This is a genomic window from Micromonospora sp. U21 (assembly GCF_018070045.1).
In the GTDB taxonomy this organism is placed as follows: domain Bacteria; phylum Actinomycetota; class Actinomycetes; order Mycobacteriales; family Micromonosporaceae; genus Micromonospora.
Map to the genome: position 1 here is coordinate 307,356 of NZ_JAGPYK010000001.1, position 21,422 is coordinate 328,777.

Annotated in this window: 21 protein-coding genes and 1 pseudogene; 15 read left to right on the forward strand and 7 right to left on the reverse strand. The window is 73.1% G+C overall.

Translation table 11 applies throughout. The features are described 5' to 3' along the window. Positions 1-10: 10 nt before the first annotated feature. The 7 genes from trmD to KBX63_RS01565 all read left to right on the forward strand — a co-directional run bounded on the left by trmD (position 11) and on the right by KBX63_RS01565 (position 4,644). Positions 11-784 (forward strand): tRNA (guanosine(37)-N1)-methyltransferase TrmD, encoded by a 774-nt coding sequence (gene trmD / locus KBX63_RS01535; RefSeq protein WP_210907007.1) that lies wholly within the window; start codon positions 11-13, stop codon positions 782-784. Between the two features lie 142 nt (positions 785-926). Next, positions 927-1,283: a 50S ribosomal protein L19 gene (rplS, locus tag KBX63_RS01540; protein WP_074317771.1), complete on the forward strand. Its 357-nt coding sequence runs from the start codon at positions 927-929 to the stop codon at positions 1,281-1,283. 181 nt (positions 1,284-1,464) lie between these two features. After that, entirely contained in the window at positions 1,465-2,334 is an 870-nt protein-coding gene (lepB, locus tag KBX63_RS01545; protein WP_210907009.1) for a signal peptidase I, read from the forward strand. A 10-nt stretch (positions 2,335-2,344) separates the two neighbouring features. Then, positions 2,345-2,980, forward strand: coding sequence for a signal peptidase I (gene lepB / locus KBX63_RS01550; RefSeq protein WP_210907011.1), 636 nt, complete (start codon positions 2,345-2,347; stop codon positions 2,978-2,980). Between the two features lie 49 nt (positions 2,981-3,029). After that, on the forward strand, positions 3,030-3,518 hold the full coding sequence (locus tag KBX63_RS01555) for an NUDIX hydrolase (protein WP_210907013.1): 489 nt from the start codon (positions 3,030-3,032) through the stop codon (positions 3,516-3,518). Next, positions 3,512-4,324, forward strand: a complete 813-nt coding sequence (locus KBX63_RS01560; RefSeq protein ID WP_210907015.1) for a ribonuclease HII — start codon at positions 3,512-3,514, stop codon at positions 4,322-4,324. The genes KBX63_RS01555 and KBX63_RS01560 overlap by 7 nt, the downstream gene beginning before the upstream one ends. Beyond that, positions 4,321-4,644: a DUF2469 domain-containing protein gene (locus KBX63_RS01565; protein WP_007075222.1), complete on the forward strand. Its 324-nt coding sequence runs from the start codon at positions 4,321-4,323 to the stop codon at positions 4,642-4,644. Before KBX63_RS01560 ends, KBX63_RS01565 begins: the two co-directional genes overlap by 4 nt. 63 nt (positions 4,645-4,707) lie before the next feature. On the opposite strand, the gene KBX63_RS01570 is transcribed toward KBX63_RS01565, so the two are convergent. Both KBX63_RS01570 and KBX63_RS01575 read right to left on the reverse strand, forming a co-directional pair. After that, positions 4,708-5,883: a sulfite oxidase gene (locus KBX63_RS01570; protein WP_247661441.1), complete on the reverse strand. Its 1,176-nt coding sequence runs from the start codon at positions 5,881-5,883 to the stop codon at positions 4,708-4,710. A 133-nt stretch (positions 5,884-6,016) separates the two neighbouring features. Next, on the reverse strand, positions 6,017-6,649 hold the full coding sequence (locus tag KBX63_RS01575; RefSeq protein WP_210907017.1) for a class I SAM-dependent methyltransferase family protein: 633 nt from the start codon (positions 6,647-6,649) through the stop codon (positions 6,017-6,019). Between the two features lie 142 nt (positions 6,650-6,791). Here KBX63_RS01575 and KBX63_RS01580 point away from each other — a divergent pair, with 142 nt between their 5' ends. Beyond that, positions 6,792-7,472: a murein hydrolase activator EnvC gene (locus KBX63_RS01580; RefSeq protein WP_247661442.1), complete on the forward strand. Its 681-nt coding sequence runs from the start codon at positions 6,792-6,794 to the stop codon at positions 7,470-7,472. On the opposite strand, the gene KBX63_RS01585 is transcribed toward KBX63_RS01580, so the two are convergent. The 5 genes and pseudogenes from KBX63_RS01585 to KBX63_RS01605 form a co-directional block, all read right to left on the reverse strand. Next, on the reverse strand, positions 7,393-8,574 hold the full coding sequence (locus tag KBX63_RS01585) for an aminotransferase class V-fold PLP-dependent enzyme (protein WP_210907019.1): 1,182 nt from the start codon (positions 8,572-8,574) through the stop codon (positions 7,393-7,395). The two genes, KBX63_RS01580 and KBX63_RS01585, sit on opposite strands and share 80 nt — an antisense overlap. Before the next feature lie 124 nt (positions 8,575-8,698). Next, on the reverse strand, positions 8,699-9,799 hold the full coding sequence (locus KBX63_RS01590) for a tyrosine recombinase XerC (RefSeq protein WP_210907021.1): 1,101 nt from the start codon (positions 9,797-9,799) through the stop codon (positions 8,699-8,701). An 81-nt stretch (positions 9,800-9,880) separates the two neighbouring features. Further along, positions 9,881-11,239 carry a DNA-processing protein DprA gene (gene dprA / locus KBX63_RS01595; protein ID WP_247661443.1) on the reverse strand — a complete coding sequence of 453 codons (1,359 nt, stop codon included), beginning with the start codon at positions 11,237-11,239 and terminating at the stop codon, positions 9,881-9,883. Next, positions 11,149-12,658: pseudogene (locus KBX63_RS01600) on the reverse strand (YifB family Mg chelatase-like AAA ATPase). Before KBX63_RS01600 ends, dprA begins: the two are co-directional and overlap by 91 nt. A 48-nt stretch (positions 12,659-12,706) precedes the next feature. Continuing rightward, positions 12,707-13,066 (reverse strand): YraN family protein, encoded by a 360-nt coding sequence (locus KBX63_RS01605; RefSeq protein ID WP_210907025.1) that lies wholly within the window; start codon positions 13,064-13,066, stop codon positions 12,707-12,709. Positions 13,067-13,658: 592 nt separating this feature from the next. On the opposite strand from KBX63_RS01605, the gene KBX63_RS01610 reads away from it, so the two are divergent. The 7 genes from KBX63_RS01610 to rlmN all read left to right on the forward strand — a co-directional run bounded on the left by KBX63_RS01610 (position 13,659) and on the right by rlmN (position 21,419). Continuing rightward, the gene (locus KBX63_RS01610; RefSeq protein ID WP_210907027.1) at positions 13,659-14,747 is read left to right on the forward strand and encodes a hypothetical protein; all 1,089 of its coding nucleotides are present in this window, start codon (positions 13,659-13,661) and stop codon (positions 14,745-14,747) included. Positions 14,748-15,007: 260 nt separating this feature from the next. Next, entirely contained in the window at positions 15,008-15,928 is a 921-nt protein-coding gene (gene rpsB, locus KBX63_RS01615; RefSeq protein ID WP_210907029.1) for a 30S ribosomal protein S2, read from the forward strand. A 138-nt stretch (positions 15,929-16,066) separates the two neighbouring features. Then, positions 16,067-16,894, forward strand: coding sequence for a translation elongation factor Ts (gene tsf, locus KBX63_RS01620; protein ID WP_210907031.1), 828 nt, complete (start codon positions 16,067-16,069; stop codon positions 16,892-16,894). Positions 16,895-17,053: 159 nt separating this feature from the next. Beyond that, positions 17,054-17,821: a UMP kinase gene (gene pyrH, locus KBX63_RS01625; RefSeq protein ID WP_247661444.1), complete on the forward strand. Its 768-nt coding sequence runs from the start codon at positions 17,054-17,056 to the stop codon at positions 17,819-17,821. Positions 17,822-17,904: 83 nt separating this feature from the next. Further along, complete coding sequence (gene frr, locus KBX63_RS01630; RefSeq protein ID WP_203149044.1) at positions 17,905-18,462, forward strand: ribosome recycling factor; 558 nt, start codon at positions 17,905-17,907, stop codon at positions 18,460-18,462. Positions 18,463-18,756: 294 nt separating this feature from the next. Then, a complete protein-coding gene (locus tag KBX63_RS01635; RefSeq protein ID WP_210907033.1) occupies positions 18,757-20,157 on the forward strand; it encodes a phosphatidate cytidylyltransferase in 1,401 nt (466 codons plus the stop codon). A gap of 104 nt (positions 20,158-20,261) precedes the next feature. After that, positions 20,262-21,419: a 23S rRNA (adenine(2503)-C(2))-methyltransferase RlmN gene (rlmN, locus tag KBX63_RS01640; RefSeq protein ID WP_210907035.1), complete on the forward strand. Its 1,158-nt coding sequence runs from the start codon at positions 20,262-20,264 to the stop codon at positions 21,417-21,419. The last annotated feature ends 3 nt before the right edge of the window (positions 21,420-21,422 follow it).

The following is a 21,422-nucleotide window of genomic DNA, read 5'->3' on the forward strand; positions in this document are numbered from 1 at the left end:
GCACCCCCGCATGCGCGTCGACATCGTGTCCATCTTCCCGGAGTACTTCGCCCCTCTGGACCTGTCGCTGATCGGCCGGGCCCGGGCCAACGGCGTACTCCAGTTGGCCGTGCACGATCTGCGGACCTGGACCCACGACGTGCACCGCACGGTCGACGACGCCCCCTACGGCGGCGGTCCGGGCATGGTGATGCGCCCGGAGCCGTGGGGCGGCGCGCTGGACGCGCTCGCGCCGGCCGAGGCTCCGCCGCCCCGGCTGATGGTGCCCTCGCCGGCCGGTGTCCCGTTCACCCAGGCCATGGCGTACGAGCTGGCCGCCGAGCCGCACCTGCTCTTCGCCTGCGGCCGGTACGAGGGGATCGACCAGCGGGTACTGGCGCACGCCGCGACCCGGATGCCGGTCACCGAGGTCTCGCTCGGCGACTACGTGCTCTTCGGCGGCGAGGTGGCGGTGCTGGTCGTCCTGGAGGCGGTCACCCGGCTGCTGCCCGGTGTGCTGGGCAACGCCGGCTCACTGGACGAGGAGTCGCACGCGCATGGGCTGCTCGAAGCGCCGATCTACACCAAGCCGCCGAGCTGGCGCGGGCACGACGTGCCGGAGGTGCTCCGCTCCGGCGACCACGGAAAGATCGCCCGCTGGCGCCGCGAGGAGGGGCTGCTGCGCACCGCCGCCCGGCGTCCGGACCTGCTCGCCGTGCTGCCCGCCGATCAGCTCGACAAACGGGACATCGCGGCGCTGGACCGGGCCGGATTTCAGCCGCCGCCGGGGGATGTGGCAAAGTAGAGGGGTTGCCGCATCCGTCCGCGCCCGCGGGCGACTGCGAGGATCCCCGACCGGGTCGGCTCGCCGACCACCACCCGGGGATCAGAATCACCCACCCGCGCACCGAGTCACGGTGCGCCGTGAGCCTCACGAGGACGCAGCGATGAACATCCTGGACGCCCTTGACGCCCAGTCGAAGCGGACCGACCTTCCCGACTTCCGTGCCGGTGACACCGTCAAGGTGCACGCGCGGGTCGTCGAGGGCAACCGGTCCCGTGTCCAGATCTTCCAGGGCGTCGTCATCCGCCGCCAGGGTGACGGACTGCGCGAGACCTTCTCGGTCCGCAAGGTGAGCTTCGGTGTCGGCGTCGAGCGGACCTACCCGCTCAACGGCCCGGGCATCGACCGGATCGAGATCGTGACCCGCGGTGCCGTGCGCCGCGCCAAGCTGTACTACCTGCGCGAGCTGCGCGGCAAGAAGGCCAAGATCAAGGAGAAGCGGGAGAAGCAGCCCAGCTGACTTCCCGCTCGCCACGCCGCCTGAGCTGCGCGTATGCCGTACCGACCGGACCGCACTACCCTGGTCGTACGGGCGCAGCGAGGCGGCGGCCCCGCCCACGTGGCGGGCAGCCGTCCACAACCGCCCGTGGGGCCTCGACGAGGCTCCCGGGCGGTGGTGTTTCTGCGGACCGGGGAGTGGCGTGGTGCAGACGCTTGACGAGGACGGCACCGTCGATCCGTGGCGCCGGCGGGCCCGCCGTACCCGCCGGCAGATGCCGCTCTGGCAGGAGCTCCCGCTGCTGCTGGTCGTCGCGTTCTGCCTCGCGGTGCTGATCCGCACCTTCCTGCTCCAGGCGTTCTACATCCCGTCCGGCTCGATGGAGGACACCCTCCTGATCGGCGACCGCGTACTGGTCAACAAGGTCGTCTACGACGTCCGCGACCCGGTACGCGGCGAGGTGGTGGTCTTCCGGGGCACCGACCGCTGGGCGCCGCAGGTCGACGAGCCGCCCGCGCCGGGCTTCACCGGCAAGCTCACCCGGACCGTCGGCGACCTGGTGGGGGTGAGCCGCCCCGGTGAGAAGGACTTCATCAAGCGGGTGATCGGCCTCCCCGGCGACCGGGTCAAGTGTTGCGACAGCCAGGGCCGGGTCACCGTCAACGGCACCCCGCTCAACGAGCCCTACGTGGTGCGCGACTCCCCGCTGGAGCTGCCGCCCAACCCGGGGGAGTGCCGCTCCCGGCGCTTCGACGAGGTCGTCGTGCCGCCCGGCCAGATCTTCGTGATGGGCGACCACCGGCTGGTCTCCCAGGACGCGCGCTGCCAGGGCCCGGTGCCGATCGACAACGTGGTCGGCCGTGCCTTCATGGTGGTCTGGCCGTCCTCCCGGTGGGATCCGCTGTCGGTGCCGTCGACGTTCGACGACGTGTCCGGGCCGGCTGCCGCCTCCTCGGGCGCGCCCCCGGTCCGACCGACCCCGCAGGGCGGTGTCCTGCTGCTTCTTCCCCTGGTGGCCGCGCTGCGGGGTTCCCGCGCGTTCCGGACGGTGACGTCCGGCCCGGCAACGTAGGCTCCTTGGCGTGATTGACGAGCAGACCGACAAGCCCCGCAGTTCCTTCTGGAAGGAGCTGCCGATCCTGCTGGGTGTGGCGATCCTGGTCGCGGTGCTGGTCCGCGCCTTCGTGCTGCAGACCTTCTTCATCCCCTCCCCGTCCATGGAGAACACTCTCAAGATCGATGACCGGGTGCTGGTCAACAAGCTGGTCTACGACTTCCGGTCACCGCACCGCGGCGAGGTGATCGTCTTCAAGGCGCCGATCGAGTGGAGCGGCAACCCCGACGGTGAGGACTTCATCAAGCGGGTGATCGGCGTCGGTGGCGACCACGTGGTCTGCTGCGACCCGGAGGAGCGGCTGGTGATCAACGGCAAGTCGCTCGACGAGCCGTACATCTTCTCGATGGACGGGGTCCGCGACAAGCCGGCCGACCAGGAATTCGACATCACCGTGCCGAAGGGGCGGCTGTGGGTGATGGGCGACCACCGGTCCGCCTCGGGCGACTCGCTGGAGCACTGGCAGCAGTCCGGGCAGAACATCACCGAGGCCACCATCGGAGAGGACGAGGTGGTCGGGCGGGCGTTCACCGTGTTCTGGCCGGTCAACCGGGCCACCTGGCTGACCGTGCCGGATCAGTACGACGGCATCCCGAAGCCGTAGGCCGACGGGGGCGTGGGCGATCCGCCGCCGGTCTGGCAGGCTGGGGGCCGTGACCGTCTACACCCCTCGACGCGCCGCACGCGTGCTGCTCGTCGACGCGGCCGGCCGCGTCCTGCTCTTCAACGGCTTCGACCCGGCCCGCCCCGGGCACCGCTACTGGTTCACCATTGGCGGTGGGCTGGATCCGGCGGAGTCACCGGCGGCGGGCGCGGCCCGGGAGCTGGCCGAGGAGACCGGGTTGCGGCTCGACCCCGCCGAACTGGGCGAGCCGGTCTGGTCCGAAACGACCGAGTTCCCGTTCGACGGTGTGTGGTACCGCCAGCAGCAGGTCTTCTTCCTGGTCCGGGTGCCGTCGTGGCAGGTGGACACCGCGGGTTTCGACGACGTCGAGCGGCGCAGCATCGCCGGTCACCGCTGGTGGTCGCCGGACAAGCTGGCGGCCACCGATGAGCGGTACTACCCGGCCGAGCTGCCCGCCCTGCTGACCAGGCTCCTACGACCGACCGCCGGCGTCGACCGGGACGAGGCCACGTGCTGACCCCGCCGCGCACCGTCGTGCGCCGGGAGGCCGGGCTGTACGCGCTGGAGCGGGCGTTGCAACGGCGCGGCTTCCGGCAGGTCGCCGGCGCCGACGAGGCCGGCCGGGGCGCGTGCGCCGGTCCGCTGGTCGCCGCCGCGGCGGTGCTGCCCGAGGGGCGACGCGGCGAGATCGAGGGCCTGGCCGACTCAAAGCTGCTCACCCCGGCCAGCCGGGAGCGGGTGTACGCGGAGGTCGTCGACCGCGCGCTGGCGTACGCCGTGGTGGTCATCCCGGCCGAGGAGGTCGACGCCCGGGGGTTGCACGTGTGCAACCTGTCCGCGATGCGCCGGGCGCTCGCCTCGCTCACCACCCGGCCGGAGTACGTGCTGACCGACGGCTTCGGCGTGGACGGCCTGGGCGTGCCGGGGCTGGCGGTGTGGAAGGGTGACCGGGTGGCAGCCTGCGTGGCGGCGGCCAGCGTGCTCGCCAAGGTCACCCGGGACCGGATCATGGTGGAGTTGGACGGGGTGTTCCCGGCGTACGGCTTCGCCGAGCACAAGGGCTACATCACCCCGGAGCACTCCGCGGCGCTGCGGGAGCACGGGCCGTGCCGGGAGCACCGGTTCTCGTACGTCAACGTCGCCGCGGTCTCCGGCCGCGACGGCCGGCCGCCGCGCGCCCGGCGGCCCGTCCATCCGGGCCCGGACGAGCCGATGGAGCGCTCCTGGGCGTCAGGGAGTACCGTCGGCGTGGCGTTGGGCGAGCAGCTTCGGCCTCCGGCGCCGGTGGGGGAAGATGTGGTCATGGAAGGCGGAGTGCGATGAGCGCGGAAGATCTCGAGAAGTACGAGACCGAGATGGAGCTGCAGCTCTACCGGGAGTACCGCGACATTGTCCGCCAGTTCTCCTACGTGGTGGAGACGGAGCGCCGGTTCTACCTGGCCAACCAGGTCGACCTACACGTGCGCAACTCCGACGGCGAGGTTTACTTCGAGGTCGAGATGCACGATGCCTGGGTGTGGGACATGTACCGTCCTGCCCGCTTCGTGAAGAACGTCCGGGTGATGACCTTCAAGGACGTCAACGTCGAGGAGCTGGAGAAGCCCGACATCTCGCTGCCCGCCGACTCCGGCTTCGGCGGCTGACCGCGCCCGTACGGCCCGGCGGTGCCACGAGCCCCCCACCCGTGGCGTAGCCCTCGCTGCCGGTCACTCGGCCGGCACCACGACCTCTACCCGCTGCACCAGGTTGTTGGCGAAGCCGCCCCGGTTCCACGGCTGCTCGACCGGCTGGGTCCGCCCGGAGGCGTCCGTCGCCCGCGCGCTGAGCACGTACCGGCCCGGCGTCGCGGTCCACTCGTGCCGCCACCGTCGCCAGGCGAAGTCGCCCTCCGCGGCGTCCAACTCGGCCAGCGTCCAGCTCGTCCCGCCGTCGATGGTCACCTCCACGGCAACCACCGGCGCGTGCCCCGACCAGGCTCGACCGTCCAGAGTGCACGGCCCCGGCCGGAGCACCCGGCGGCGGGACATGAAGTCGGGGAAGCCGGGCGGGCGGACCAGCGCGCGTGGCTCGATCCGGGTGACCGGAACGCCCGGGTCGCCGGCGTCGCGGCGCAGCCGGTAGGCGACCGCGTTCTGGTAACCCTCGAACGGCTCGGTCCGGACCTCCACCGAGTGGAGCCACTTCACGTGCGCCATGCCGTACCAGCCCGGCACGATCAGCCGCAGCGGCGCACCGTGCTGCGGCAGCAGGGGAGCGCCGTTCATCTCGTACGCCAGCAGCACCTCCTCGCGCAGCGCGTCGGCGACCGGCAGCCCGCGCTGGTAGTCCTGCTCCACCCCGCGCTCGACGCCGTGATCGGCGCCGGTGAAGACCACGTCGACCGCGTCCGGCCCGAGACCCGCCTCGCGCAGCAGCGGCGCCAACGGTGTGCCGGTCCACTCGGCGTTGCCGACCGCCTCAACCAGCCAGGGCTGGCTGACCGGCCGGGGGTGCAACAGGGCCCGACCGTTGCCCGCGCACTCCAGGGTGACCCGGTGGGTGACCCTGGGCCGCTCACGAAGCTCCGCGAGGCTGACGGTCAGCGGCCGGTCCACCGCGCCGCCGACGGCCAGCGCGTGCGTGGCCGGGTCCAGCTCCGGGATGTCGTAGTGGGTGAGCAGGTAGTGCAGCCCCGCCGGGGTGACGTCGTAGCGCAGCGCCTCGAGCGGGATGCCGTGGTTGCGGGCGGCGAGCTGCAACTCCTCGGGGCTGATCGCCTCGTCCGGCTCGGCGAGCCGGGACGGGCCGCTCACCTCGGCCACCGTCGGCGCGCCGCCGGCCTCGAGGTGCGGGGTCGAGTCGTCCTGCTGAGACCCCGGTGTCCGGTCATCGACAGTGGTCATAGGGGCCTCCCCGGTTCGGACGGCGGCGCTGCGCTCGCACGCGGACCAGCCTAGGCCCTCTGCGCGGGTCCGAGCGTGGCCCGGTGAGCGGGCCCCTTCGACCCCGCGCGGGTGACGGCGCCGCCGGGCAGGGTCAGCGGGGGAGGAAGTGGAACATCGTCACCTTGGGCGGCAGCGGCCGGGGACGGCCGAGGTGACGGTGCACGCCGACGCCGACCCGGTCCGCCGGGGTACCTACCGCGACCGGCGTGAATCCCTCCTGCGCGAACCAGTCACAGATGGTGGGCACCAGGTCGGGCTCGCGGCGATGCCGGGTCCAGATCACCGTGCCGCCGCTCGCGCAGAGCGCGGCGGTGTGCCCCACGGTGGCCCGGACGTGGGCGTCCGACACGTTGCCGAACACCCCGCAGAGCAGCACGAGGTCGGCCGGGACCAGATCGGCGTACGCGTCGGTCACCGCCGCGTCGCCGACCACCACCTGTACGCCGGTGAGTCCGGTCGCCCGGGCGGCGTCCTCGGCCACCCCGGCGTTGCGGGGGTCCAACTCGACCAGGCGGGCGGTCACGTCGTCGCGGCGCGGATGGGTGGCGAGCACCGGGATCAGGTCCCGACCCTGACCGGCGCAGACGCTGATCACCCGGAGCGGCCCAGTCGGCGCTCGGTCCAGTGCCGCCCGAACCTGCCCCTGCACCTCGGCCAGGCGGGCGGCCAGCGCCGACCCCGGCTGGTCGTAGTCGTCGTGCCAGGCGAGCCAGTCCCGAGCCATCTGCCCAGCATAGGCAGCGTCAGCCGGCCCGCGACATAGCAGATCATCGAGGGCATGGGTGGTCGTCCACAGCACCTCGACTTGTCCACAGCTCGGCCGCTCAGCGTGGCAGGCGGTCCAGGCCCGGTCGCAGGCTGACGTCATGCGACCACCATCCGCCCCGCGTGCCGTCTCGATCCGCCGCGCCGTCCTGCTCTGCGCCGCGTTCCCGCTCGCGCTGGCCGTCCAGCTCTGCGGCCTGGCGCTGCTGGTCGCGGTGCTGCCCGGTCGCGCGCCGACGCTGGTCGTGCCGGTCGCGGTCGTGGCACCCGCCCCAACGGACGCCGGCCCGGGGCGGTTCCGCTGGCCGGTCGACGGGCCGCCCCGCCCGGTGCGCCGATTCGACCCGCCGCCCCGGCCGTGGCTGGCCGGGCACCGGGGGGTGGACCTGGCCGCCCCGCCCGGAGCGGTGGTCCGCAGCGCCGGGCCGGGCACGGTGCTCTTCGCGGGCATGGTGGCCGGCCGACCGGTGGTCACCGTGGAGCACGCCGGCGGGCTGCGTACCACCCACGAGCCGGTGCGACCGGCGGTACGTCCCGGCCAGCCGGTCGCCGCCGGTGCGCCGCTGGGCGAGCTGCTGCCCGGGCATCCGGGCTGCGCGGCCGTGGCCTGCCTGCACTGGGGCCTGCGCCGGGGAGTGGAATACCTCGACCCGCTGGCCCTGCTCGGCCTCGGCCCGGTGCGCCTGCTCCCGGTTGGCGGGGTCAGCGCTGGGCGAGCAGTGCCGGCAGCCGTACGGCCAGCCGTTCGTACTCGTCGGCGGCGTTGTAGACCTGACCGGTGAGTCGCAGCCACCCTCGACCGTTCCAGCTCATCACCGCCACCTCGGCGGCGAGCCGCTCGGCGATGCGGGTCTGTAGCGCCCGCGCCTCGTCGATGGTGGTGGCCATGCCGGTCGGCAGTGGAATGACGCGCAGAGCCACCGCGGGTCCGCCGGGGTCGGGCAGCTGGGCGGGAGGCACCCCCAGCGCGTCCCCCACCACCCGCTGGCCGTACGCGGCGAGCGCGGCGTTGTGCTCGCGGACCCGGTCGACGCCCAGGCTGCGCAGCGTGAACAGGCCAGCCGGGGCGGCCAGCCACGAGGTGTAGTCCAGGGTGGCCTGCCATTCGACCCGAGCCGGGAAACCGGCGTCCTGCTCCCACGAGACCACCAGCGGCTCGATTCGGTCCCGCCACGGCGCGGTCACCGCGAGCAGGGCGGTACCGCGTGGGGCGTACCCCCACTTGTGCAGGTTGCCCACCCAGAAGTCGGCGCCGATGCTGCTGACCGGGGTCGGCAGCATGCCCGGCGCGTGCGCGGCGTCCACCAGGACCGGAACGCCGTGTTCGCGGGCCACCCCGACGATGGCGGCGGCCGGGAAGAGCCGGGCGGTGGCCGAGGTGAGCTGATCGACGACGAGGAGCCGGGTCCGCCCCGGGCGCAGGCCCGCGCGGATGGTCTGCACGATCTGCTCGTCGGTGGCGGCCAGCGGGATCGGCAGGACCCGGCTGGCCGCCCCGGTCCGGCGGCACTCCCGCTGGATGGCCAGGCTCACCGCCCCGTACCCGTGGTCGGTGCTGAGCACCTCGTCGCCGGGCTGCAGCCCCAGCGACTGGAGCACCACCGCGACGCCCGTGGTGGTGTTGCCGACCAGAGCGCTGCCGTCCGGGTCGGCGCCGAGGAAACCGGCCAGGTGCCGGCGGGTGTGCGCGATCCGGTCGACCAGCCCCTGGGTGAAGAATCGCAGCGGGTTGGCCTCCATCTCGTCGCGCAGCCGCTGTTGGGCTCGCTGCACGCCGATCGGCACCGCGCCGAACGAGCCGTGGTTGAGGTGGCTGACCGCCGGGTCGAGGGAGAAGAGCAGGCGGGCGCCCGGGATCGGCTCGGGGGGCTGCGGGACGCTCACCCGATGATCGTAACCGCCGGTCGATCACCCCTGAGTGGTTCGCTCATCGGGTAGGGCGCCCGCCGGGGGCGCTCCTGTGCTCGGCGGCGGGTGGCCGGTCCGGTGCGAGGCGGCCTGGCCCGGGTCAGGCGCGCGGGTGAGCCTGGCGGTAGGCAGCGCGCAACCGCTCCACCGAGACGTGTGTGTAGATCTGCGTGCTGGCCAGCGACGAGTGACCGAGCAGTTCCTGCACCGCGCGCAGGTCAGCACCGCCTTCCAGGAGGTGGGTGGCGGCGGAGTGGCGCAGCCCGTGCGGGCTGGTCCGGGGGAGGCCGGTGGCTTCGGCGTACCCGCCGACGATCTGACGCGCGGTGGTCGGGTTGAGCCGGCCGCCCCGGACGCCGAGCAGCAGCGCGCCGCCCGAGCTGGTGCCAACCAGCGCCGGGCGGCCCTGGCGCAGCCAGTCGTCCAGCGCTCGCTGGGCGGGCACCCCGTACGGCACCGAGCGCTCCCGACCGCCCTTGCCGAACACCCGGATCACCCGGCGGCCGTGGTCGACGTCCCCGATGTCCAATCCGCAGGCCTCGCTGATCCGCACGCCGGTGGCGTAAAGCAGTTCCAGCAGCACCCGGTCCCGCAGTGGCACCGCCGCGGCAGCCGCCCCTTCCGCCGGGCCGGGCTTCGCCGCGTCCGGCGTTGCCCCTGCCGGTGTCTGCCCTGCCAGTGTCTGCCCTGCCGGTGTCTGCCCTGCCGGTGTCTGCCTGGCCGGTGTCGGCTCAGCCGTTGTCAGCCCGGTCGATGCGGAAGCTGAGGGTAGCCGGATTGGGGCCTCGACCAGGGCGGCGGCCTGGTCGGCGCGCAGGACGGTGGGCAGTTCCCGGTGCGCGCGAGGGCTGGCCAGCGCGGCGCCCACGTCGGCGGCGAGCAGGCCGGCGCGATGCGCCCAGGCGCTGAACGCTCGCGCCGACGCGGCCCGCCGGGCCAGCGACGTGCGGGCGGCACCCGTCGTCCGCTGCCGGGCCAGCCAGCTACGCAGCACCGACAGGTCAAGCTCGGCCAGGTCGACACAGCCCATCCGAACGGCATGGTCGAGCAGCGAGACCAGATCCGTGACGTACGCGCGGACGGTGTGCGCCGACCGGTTGCGGACCCGGGACAGGTGGTCGGCGAAGTCGTCGACCGCGTCGCGCAGCGTTGGCGGAAGCTCCTGGTGGATGGCCCGGGTGCCCCGGACGGGTCGGCTCATCGCCGCCAGGCCGGCGGCGTCATGGTGCGGGCCGGTCGATGGGCTCGCGCACCCCCGGGGACAGCTGGCACGGCAACCAGCCTACGGCCGCGCGTCGCCCACCGCCGGCCGCGACAGTGCCGGTGTCGTCGGTGCCGGTGAGGTCGGTGTCGGTGTCGGGCTGGCGGACGTCGCGCGCTTCTGTCTGGCGGGCGGGGCGAGGGCGTAGCCGTCGTCGCGGCGGACCACCAGGGACAGCTCCTCCAGGAGGGACAGTTTGCGCAGTGCGGTGCGCACGTCGACACGGGCCCGGGCCGCCAGCCCGTCCACGCCGAGCGCGCCCCGCCGGGGCAGCGCCTCCAGCAGCGACCGCGCGTCGTCGTCGAGGGCGTCGGCCGGTCTCTGTGGGCCCCGAGCCAGCGGCGCCAGGTCGGCGCCGATCCGGCCCACCTCCTCGAGCACGTGCGCCACTCCGGTGACGAGGCGGGCCTTCGGGAACTCGCGGAGGAGTTCGTGCGCGCCGACGGACATCGCCGAGGTCACCGGCCCGGGCACCACCATGGCCGCCCGGCCGGTGTAGATGGCCCGCCGAGCGGTCTGCGTCGCGCCGCTACGCGCGGACGCCTCCACCACGACGGTGCCGAGGGTGCCACCGGCGATGACCCGGTTGCGAATCAGGAACCGGGGTCGCAGCGGCTCCGCTCCGGGCGGCCACTCGCTGACCAGCAGCCCGGTGTCGGCGATCTGGTCGAAGAGCGCGGTGTTGCCCATCGGGTACGGCCGATCCAGCCCGCATGCCAGCACCGCGACGGTCAGCCCCCCGGCGTTGAGGGCGCCCCGGTGGGCGGCCGCGTCGATGCCGAACGCGCCTCCGGAGACCACCGTCCAGTCCCGCTCGGCCAGCCCGTACCCCAATTCGGTGGCGACGTGCTGGCCGTAGCCGGTGGCCGCCCGCGCCCCGACCACGGCCACCGAGCGTTCCAGCGCCTCGCCCAGCGGCCAGCTCCCGCGCACCCAGAAGCAGAGCGGCGGCGCGGTCTCGCCGTCCACCCGGCGGGTGACGTCCGGCAGTTGGAGCGTGGCAAGGCCGGCCACTCGGGCCGGCCACTCGTCGTCGTCGGGCGTGACCAAGCGGGCGCCGAGACGGTCTGCCCGGTCCAGTGCCTCGGCCGCCACCGCCCGGGCGTCGGCGGCGGCCGACCGGGCGGCGACGGTGGTGTGCAGCCAGCCGTCCGGGCTCCCGCCGTCGAGCAGCAGATCCAGCGCCGCCACCGGGCCCAGCCGCTGGACCAGCCGGTGCACCGCGCGGGTGCCCGGCTCGGCCAGCCAGGTCAGCGCCACCCGCGCCACCCGGCGTTCCTCCTCAGCGCTCACGTCGCCTCCCCCGTCCGTAGTTGAATCGCCTCCCGGACGTCCTCCCGGTCCGGCCGGTCCCGGCCGTCCAGATCCGCGATCGTCCATGCCATCCGGATCACCCGGTCGAAGCCGCGTGCCGACAGCGAGCCGGAGTCGAGCCGCGCGCGCAGCTCGGCGGTGTCCCGGGCGGGCAGCCGCCACGGTGGCCGGCGCAGGTGCGGGCCGTCCACCTCCGCGTTCAGCCTCCGGCCGAGGCCGGCCCAACGGGTGGCCGCCGCCTGACGAGCCGCCACCACCCGCGTGGCGACCGTGGCTGAGGACTCCGCATCGCTCTCCGCCGCCATCAGCTCCGCCGCCCGCACCGGCATCAGCCGCACCTGCACGTCGATCCGGTCGAGCAACGGCCCGGAGAGCCGGCCCAGGTAACGACGGCGGACGAGCGGGGTGCACTCGCAGTGCGCATCCCCGGCGGGCTTGGCGCACGGACACGGATTGGCGGCCAGCACCAGTTGGGTCCGGGCGGGATATTCGGTGCCGCCCCCGCTGCGGGCGGCCGTGCTCCAGCGGCTGGCGCAGCGCCTCCAGTGCGCCCTTGCTGAACTCCGGCGCCTCGTCCAGGAAGAGCACCCCGCGGTGGGCCAGCGACACCGCGCCGGGCCGGGCCAGCCCCGAACCGCCGCCGACCAGCGATGGCACGGTCGCCGTGTGGTGCGGCGCCTGGAGCGGCGGGCGGCGCAGCAACCGGCCGCCGGGTGGCAGCAGACCGGCGATCGAGTGCAGCGCGGTCACCTCGAGGGCCGCGTCGTCGTCCAGCTCGGGCAGGATCGACGGCAGCCGCTCGGCGAGCATCGTCTTGCCGGCGCCCGGCGGGCCGAGCAGCGCCACGTGGTGCCCGCCGGCGGCGGCGACCTCCAGCGCGCGCTTGCCCAACTGCTGCCCGGCCACCTCGGCCAGGTCCGGGCCGCCGGTGACCGGTGCCGGACTGTCGGCCGGTGGGTCGATCAGCGGGCTGCCGTCCCGGACGAAGGCGACCAGCCGGTGCAGCGTGTCCACCGCCCGCACCCGTATCCCTGGGATGACGGCGGCCTCGGCGGCGTTGCCGGCCGGGACGATCACCCGACTGGCTCCCTCCCGGGCGGCGGCCGCGACCATCGGCAACACCCCGCGTACCGGCCGGACGGTCCCGTCCAGCCCCAGCTCGCCGAGGACCACCACCCCCTCCAGGGGGAGCAGCGGCAGCTCACCCGAGCCGCCCAGCAGAGCGGCCGCGATGGCCAGGTCGAACGCCGAACCGAACTTCGGCAGCGTCGCCGGCAGCAGGTTCAGGGTGATCCGCCGGTTGGGCCAGCGCTGGCCGGAGTTGACCACGGCGGCCCGGACCCGGTCGCGAGCCTCGTGCAGGGCGGTGTCCGGCAGGCCGGAGATCACCACCGCCGGCAGGCCGGCGGCGAGGTCGGCCTCCACCTCGACAAGATGGCCGGTGACGCCGACCAGCCCCACGGAGAGCACCTTCGCGTAACTCATTGCGCGTCACCGCCTGCGGCAACCGCCCGACCGCCTGGAGCGCGCATCTCAGAACGCGCCCTTGAGGTGGTCGACCCGGGCCGGGCCCGCGTCGGGCAACCGCACCGAGAGCACGTCGAACCGCACCTCCTCGGCGGTCGTCCCGGTCTCGGCCAGCCAGCGCGCGGCGAGCCCGCGCAGCCGCCGTGCCTTGGCGGGCACGACCGCCTCGGCCGGGGTGCCGAAGCGGTCGCCCCGGCGCGTCTTCACCTCGCAGAAGGCGAGCACGGGCCCGTCCCAGGCGATGATGTCGATCTCCCCGTCCGGGCAGCGCCAGTTTCGGGCGACCGGGCGTAGCCCCGCCCCGATCAGGTGCCGGGTCGCACAGCGCTCGCCGTACGCGCCGACCGCCTGGTTCCGCTTCGTCATGGCCGGCACGGTGCCCGCCGAGGCCCGACCGCCGCGACCCCTGCGAAGGCGGGCTGTGGACGACGGGTGTCCTGTGGACGACCAGACGATCAACCCTGCCCTGTGCTAGGGCGGGGTCTCGTGGACGCGAGCCAACCAGGAAACTCCGAGGCCTTGACGTCGCGGCAACACTGAATTGGGGCCGCAGTCCGGGCCGACCGCCCCTGCCAGGACCCAACGCCCCATGCTCGCGGCCAACCCCGCCAGCTTCGCTAGCTCCACGAGCGCCGTGAACCCCGCTATACCTCAGAAGCATATTTATGACTCTGAGGTATAGCGCTCACAAGGGTGGGTGCCGTCGTTCCCGCATCATGCGACGGCGCCGGCGTGCGTCCTCGCTGCGTCGGAAAGTCGGAACGTCGGACCAGCGGTCTTCGTTGTCGTCGGTCGGGCGGCTCGGGAAAACGGGGCCGGCGGAGGATCTGCGGTACTCGCTGTCCCCAGCCCGGCGAGCCGGGCCCGCGCCGCCCGACCCGGGCCCGCGCCGCTCCCGCTCGAGGTCGCCCGTCCTTCCGCCGCCCTGAAATGGCGCGGAGGGAGCCCGTCGCATACGGTGCCGGACGTGGACGGACGACGGAGCTTTCCGGAAGATCAGGAGTCGCGCTGGTACCCCGATGAGCGGGGTCGCGGCTCCGGCGAGTCGGAGTGGCGTGGTGCGGGCGAACCGCGGTATCGGGACGACGAGACCCGAATTTCCGATCAGCGCGGCGCCGACGAGGGGCGCTACGGCGAGGACACCGGCGCCGGTCGACGCCGGGAGTCGGCCCGGCTCGGCTCGACCGGGCCCGACCTGACGCCGCCCGAGAGCGACTCCGGCCGGTTCGCCGTGGTGCCCGACCGGCTCGGCGAACCGGACTCCGGGCGCTTCGGCGCCGTCGACGCCCAGGCTGGACGCTTCGGTACGTCGGAGCCCGACTCCGGACGGTTCGGGGCGGTCGAGCCCGAGGCCGATGGTTACCGGGCTGCCCGTTCGCGGCGGGCGGATCGCGACCCCTCGGAGGTCTCCGGTGAGCTGCCCGGCCGCCGGGCCGCCCGGGATCCGGCGTCGACGGGCTCGCCGCTGACCGGCGCCCGGGAGCCGATGCCGTCGACCGGCGTCCGCGAGGCGATGCCGTCGACCGGCGTCCGCGAGGCGACGTCCGTCGGCGATCCGCCGGCCGGTGTGCTCGCCGACCAGACTCGTCCCGCCCCGTTCGGCGGGTACCCGATCGTCGAACCGGCGCGTGGCGGCGACCAGCCGCACCCGCTGGAGATGCCGACCGGCCCGATGCCGTCCGTCGGTCCCCGGGGCGGTGATCTGCCGGCGGGGGAGCCGCCGGTGTACCCGCCAGCGGCCGATGGCGTCTACCGCACCCGCCGCCCGGCGCTGGCGGTGCTCTTCGCCCTGCTGGTGCTGATCTTCGAGATCCCGGCGCTGCGGGTGCTGCTCGATGGGGTGACCAGCGATCCGCTGTCCGCCGGGAACGTGGTGGTGGGCATCTTCCTGGTCGTCGGGCTGCCAATCTTCGCAACGGGGTTGTACGGGTTACGAACCGGCGGGCTGGCGCTCTCCGACGGCGGTCGGGGTTGGCTGCGCCCTCCGACGGCCTACCTGACGGTCGGCCTGGTGCTCTTCGTCGCCGCAGCGCTCGCCGCCGGCTGAGCGCTGCTCGCCACTGGCTGCGCCGCCGAGGCGGGCGGCGGCGCGCACCCGGCAGCCCGGCGGGCGGGCAGGGGCGTACACTGGCCAACTGGCGACCGCCTCGTGCGGTCGACCTCGCGCGCCCTCTCCACGAATCGTCGTGGGGCGACGGCCTCCCTGGTCCCGATCTTGGTCGGGAACACCATGGCCGGCGACCAGGCGCCAGGACGCCCGGCCACCGGCCGGGCGTGACAACCAGGGATCTTGAGGAGTACCACACCATGGCCGTCGTGACCATGCGCCAGCTGCTGGAGAGCGGTGTCCACTTCGGGCACCAGACCCGGCGCTGGAACCCGAAGATGAAGCGCTTCATCATGACTGAGCGCAACGGCATCTACATCATTGACCTGCGCCAGACCCTCGACTACATCGAGAAGGCGTACGAGTTCGTGCGCGGCACCGTCGCCGAGGGTGGCAGCATCCTCTTCGTCGGTACCAAGAAGCAGGCTCAGGAGGCGATCTCCGAGCAGGCGACCCGCGTCGGTCAGCCGTACGTCAACCACCGCTGGCTTGGTGGCATGCTGACCAACTTCCAGACGGTGTACAAGCGCCTTCAGCGGATGAAGGAGCTGGAGGCCCTCGGTGACCTGAGCGGCACCGCCGCCGGGTACACCAAGAAGGAGACCCTGCAGCTCTCCCGCGAGAAGATCAAGCTGTCCCGCACGCTGGGTGGTCTGCGGGACATGCAGAAGCTGCCGGCCGCGGTCTGGATCGTCGACACCAAGAAGGAGCACATCGCCGTCGACGAGGCCCGCAAGCTGGGCATCCCGGTGATCGCGGTGCTCGACACCAACTGCGACCCGGACGAGGTCGACTTCCCGATCCCGGGCAACGACGACGCGATCCGCTCGGCCGAGCTGCTGACCAGGGTCGTCGCCGCCGCCGTCGCGGACGGTCTCATCGCGCGTTCCGGCCGTCGCCGGGGCACCGACGAGAAGCCCGAGCCGGGTGTCGCCAGCGACGAGCCGCTGGCCGAGTGGGAGCGCGAGCTGCTCGAGCAGCCGAAGAAGGCCGACGAGTCGGCCGCCCCGGCCGAGCAGCCGGCGCAGGCCGCCGCTGAGCAGCAGGCCGCCGCTGAGCAGCCGGCCGCCGCTGAGCAGCCGGCCGCCGCTGAGCAGCCGGCGACCGCCGCCGCGGAGTGACCGCACCGTCGCTGCCCCGCTGTCCGTTTTTCCGGACGGGCGGCGGGCGGCGACGGTACGCCGGGCACGATCGGCCCGGATCCGGGTAACCGGCACCTCTGACCATCCACACGCCGTCTCAACACCGAAGAGAGAGCCATGTCCCAATTCACCGCCGCGGACGTCAAGAAGCTCCGCGACCTCACCGGCGCCGGCATGATGGACAGCAAGAAGGCGCTGGCCGAGGCCGAGGGCGACTTCGACAAGGCCACCGAGATCCTGCGCGTCAAGGGCGCCAAGGACGTCGGCAAGCGGGCCGGCCGGACGGCCGCCAACGGCCTGGTCGCCCACTCCGGCCAAGCGCTGCTCGAGCTCAACTGCGAGACCGACTTCGTGGCCAAGACCGATTCGTTCATCGCGCTGGCCCAGCGGCTCGTCGAGCACGGCGAGCGCTCCGGCGTGAACACCGCCGAGGAGCTGCTCGCCACCGAGCTGGACGGCAAGAGCGTCGCCGACCTGATCCAGGAGCAGTCCGCCAAGATCGGCGAGAAGCTGGTGCTCAACCGGTTCGCCAAGGTCGAGGGCACCACCGCGGTCTACCTGCACCGCAAGGCGCAGGACCTGCCGCCGGCCGTCGGCGTGCTGGTGTCGTACACCGGCAAGGCTGACGAGGCGGGCGACGCCGACGCCCGTGGTGTCGCCATGCAGATCGCCGCCATGCGGCCGAAGTACCTCACCCGGGACGAGGTTCCGGCCGAGGTCGTCGAGTCCGAGCGGCGCATCGCCGAGCAGACCGCCCGCGAGGAGAACAAGCCCGAGGCGGCCCTGCCGAAGATCGTCGAGGGTCGGGTGAACGCCTTCTTCAAGGACTACGTCCTGATCGAGCAGGCGTCCGTCACTGACAACAAGAAGTCGGTGAAGCAGGTGCTGGCCGAGGCCGGCATCGAGGTCACCCGCTTCGTGCGGTTCGAGGTCGGCCAGGCCTGAGCCGCCGCCGGGCGCCGCGGGCGCCCGGCCAGGAGACGTCGACGAGGAGGCCGCCGGTGTACGTGACAGGCACCGCGGCCTCCTCGTCACATAGGGTCGGCAGCGGCAGGTTCGCGGTACGCGCCGCACGGGGCGTGCGCGTGGGGAAGGGCGGGGCGGATGACGCAGGTTGTGAGTGACCGGACGCTGGCGATGGAGGATCCGACGGCGCCGCCGCCCGGACGCGCCCGCCGGGTGGTGCTGAAGCTCTCCGGTGAGGTGTTCGGTGGCGGCGCGATCGGCGTCGACCCGGACGTCGTCCAGGCCATCGCCCGGCAGATCGCCACCGTGGTCCGCCGCGGCGTGCAGGTCTCCGTGGTGGTCGGCGGCGGCAACTTCTTCCGTGGCGCGGAGCTGCAGAAGCGCGGGATGGACCGGGCCCGCGCCGACTACATGGGCATGCTGGGCACCGTGATGAACTGCCTCGCCCTGCAGGACTTCCTGGAGAAGGAAGGCATCGAGACCCGGGTGCAGAGCGCCATCACCATGGCGCAGGTCGCCGAGCCGTACATCCCGCTGCGGGCGATCCGGCACCTGGAGAAGGGCCGCGTGGTCATCTTCGGCGCCGGCGCGGGGATGCCGTACTTCTCCACCGACACGGTGGCCGCCCAGCGGGCTCTGGAGATCCGGGCCGACGTGGTGCTGATGAGCAAGAACGGCGTGGACGGTGTCTACACCGCCGACCCGCGGATCGATCCCACCGCCAGCAAGCTCGACTCGATCACCTTCTCCGAGGCGCTGCGCCGCAACCTGCGGGTGGCCGACGCGGCGGCGTTCAGCCTCTGTATGGAGAACGGCCTGCCGATGCTGGTCTTCGGCGCGCAGGGTGACGACACCATCATCCGCGCGGTGGGTGGCGAAAAGATCGGCACCCTGATCACGGCCTGAGCCCCGCCGACGGCGACGGCAGCGGCGGTCCTGACGACTTTCAGCAGAGCCCACCACGAGCACAGAAGGAGGCGAGGAGACCGGTGATCGACGACACCCTCCTCGAGGCCGAGGAGAAGATGGAGCGTGCCGTTGAGCACGCCAAGGAGGAGTTCGGCGCCATCCGCACCGGTCGCGCCAACGCCGCCATGTTCTCCAAGGTCATCATCGACTACTACGGCACGCCCACGCCGCTGACCCAGATGGCTTCCATCGCGGTTCCCGAGCCGCGGATGGCCATCATCAAGCCGTACGACAACTCGCAGATCAACGCGATGGAGAAGGCGATCCGCGACTCGGACCTCGGGGTGAACCCGAACAACGAGGGCAACCAGTTGCGCATCCTGCTCCCGCAGATGACCGAGGAGCGCCGCCGCGACATGATCAAGGTGGCCCGGCACAAGGGCGAGGAGGCCAAGGTGGCGATCCGCAACGTCCGCCGCCGTGGCAAGGAAGAGCTGGACCGGATCGTCAAGGACGGCGAGGCCGGCGAGGACGACGGTCGCCGCGCCGAGAAGGAGCTGGACGACCTGACCCAGCGGTACGTGGCCAGCGTCGACGACCTGGTCAAGCACAAGGAGACCGAGCTGCTGGAGGTCTGACACCCGGCCCGGCACCCGCCCGGCGTGACGCCGCCACGAGGCCCGACCCCGATCCGGGGCCGGGCCTCGTGCCGTGTGGTCATCGCCGACAGCGCGGAGTCGCGCGGGCGCCATCGTCCGCCTCGCGTCCACGGCGGGTGCAGTAGGCTCGGCACGATTCCCGACCACCGGGCGGTGAACACCGGGAATCGACCGACCGTCGGGGCGGTCAACCAGAGGAACAAAGTCGCGCCTGTAGGGGATGCTTGTGGTCTTGCGTCAAGTGGTGGTTCTCGTGCCGCGTCGCGGTGCGTGATGAGCCACCCCGACCCCTACAGTGGCGAGCCTCGCGGCTGGGACCGGCCGGAGCGGCCGGTGGCCCTGCCCTGGCCCGAGCAGGAGCTCGAAGCGGGCCAGTGGAACAGTCGTCCGGCCGCCGGCCCTGAGCTGTACGCCGAGCCCCGCACCCGCCCGTACGCCGACCCGTACCCGCCGGACCCGTACGACGAGCGCGGCCGGACGGCCCGCCCGGATGACCGGGACCGTTTCGACGACCGGGACCGGCGCGACCGCTTCGACGACCGGGACCGGTACGAGGACGACCGGAACCAGCCCGACCGGTACGACGACCGGAGCCGTGTCGGCCGGTACGGCGACCGACCGCCCGCCGGCGGCGACGTCCCGACCCGGCACGACGGCCCGCAGCGCTTCGACGACCGCGGTGGTCCGGTCGACTACGACGACGAGTCCGGGTATCCGACCGCGCAGCTCGCGCCCATCCGGGCCGACCTCGCACCGGACCAGGACGCGGTGACCGGGTCGGAGCCTCCGTCCGGCAAGCGGCCGAAGGGCCGACGCCGGGCGAGTGCCGACCGACCGGCCACCCAGCAGGCGGGCACCGGGCGGGCCGGCCGCAACCTGCCGGCGGCCATCGGGGTCGGGCTCGGCCTCGGCGCGCTGATCGTGGTGCCGCTGGTCTTCTACCCGTTGGCGTTCCTGCCGGTGATCGCCGCCGCCATCGCCGTCGGCATCTGGGAGATGGCCCGGGCGGTCCGGCGCAGCGGCGCCCACCCGCCGCTGGTGCCGCTGATCGCCGGTGGCGTGCTGACTGTGGGTCTGGCCTGGTTCGCCGGCCCGGACGCGCTCAGCCTGGGCCTGCTGGTCACCGTCCTGGGCACCATGATCTGGCGGCTGGGCGACGGCCCGGGCGGCTTCCAGCGGGACCTGACCGCGGCCACCCTGATCGCCGTCTACGTGCCGTTCCTCGGTGGGTTCGCGGCGCTGCTGGCGGCGGCCCCCGACGACGGCCCGCTGCGCATCCTGGCCACGTTGATCGCGGTGGTCCTCTCCGACACCGGCGGGTACGCGGCCGGCGTCTCCTTCGGTCGGCACCCGATGGCGCCGTCGGTGAGCCCGAAGAAGTCCTGGGAGGGCTTCGCGGGCTCGGTCACCGCGGCGGCGCTGGGCAGCGCCCTGCTGCTCTGGCTGATGTTCGACCTGGCCCCCTGGTGGGGTGCGCTGTTCGGGCTGGCGGTCTCCTGCGCGGCGGTCCTCGGCGACCTGGCCGAGTCGATGATCAAGCGGGATCTCGGGGTCAAGGACATGAGCAACCTGCTGCCGGGCCACGGCGGTCTGATGGACCGGCTGGACTCGATCCTGTTCGCGGTGCCGACGGCGTACCTGCTGCTGGCGATCTTCGTGCCGATGGTGGACTGAGGCATGGATCACGGCGCCCCGGTCATCCCGACCCGGCGGTCGGGGTCGGTTCGACACCTCCGGACGGGTACCTGCCGCCGAAGGCGTGACACACTGGACCAGCCATGACGAGCCTGCCGTTGATCCCCGCCACCTCGGACGCCCCCGCCGCACGCCGGGCCTCCATGCCACCGCAACACCTCGCTGACCTCGACCTTGCCGGCCGCCAGGCGCTGGTCAGCGGGTTGGGAGAGCCGGCGTTCCGCGCCAAGCAGGTCTCCACCCACTACTTCGGGCGGCTTGTCCGCGATCCGCAGGCGATGACCGACCTCCCTGCGGCGACCCGTGACCGGCTGGCCGACCAGTTGCTGCCGACGCTGCTCACACCGGTGCGCGAGCTGGCCTGCGACGACGGCGCGACGCGCAAGGCGCTCTGGCGGCTGCACGACGGCGCGCTGGTGGAGAGCGTGCTGATGGGTTACCCGGACCGGGTCACCGTCTGCATCTCCAGCCAGGCGGGCTGCGGCATGGCCTGCCCGTTCTGCGCGACCGGCCAGGCCGGGCTGACCCGCAACCTGTCCACCGCCGAGATCGTCGACCAGGCGGTTTACCTGGCCGGGGTGGCGGCCTCCGGTGCGGTCGCCGGCTCTCCGCCGCGGCTGTCGCACGTCGTCTTCATGGGCATGGGCGAGCCACTGGCCAACTACTCCCGGGTGATCGCGGCGATCCGCCGCCTGGTCAGCCCGGCTCCCGAGGGGCTCGGCCTGTCGCAGCGGCACATCACCGTTTCCACGGTCGGCCTGGTTCCGGCCATCCACCGACTGGCCAGCGAAGACCTCTCAGTGACCCTTGCGTTGTCGTTGCACGCCCCCGATGATGATCTGCGCGACGAACTCGTGCCGGTAAACCAGCGCTGGAAGGTAGCCGAGGTGCTGGACGCAGCGTGGGACTACGCCGCCCGGACGGGCCGTCGCGTGTCGATCGAGTACGCGATGATCAAGGACGTGAACGACCAGCCGTGGCGAGCTGACCTGCTCGGGCGGCTGCTGGCCGGCAAGTTGGCCCACGTGAACCTCATCCCGCTCAATCCGACGCCGGGCAGCCGTTGGGACGCGAGCCCGAAGCCGGTTGAGCGGGAGTTCGTCCGGCGGTTGCGCGACGCCGGGGTGTCCACCACCGTTCGGGACACCCGAGGTCGCGAAATCGACGGCGCGTGTGGCCAGCTCGCCGCCGCCGGGGACAACGACACCAACACCGACCGCGCCGGAGAGGCACCGGCGTGACCG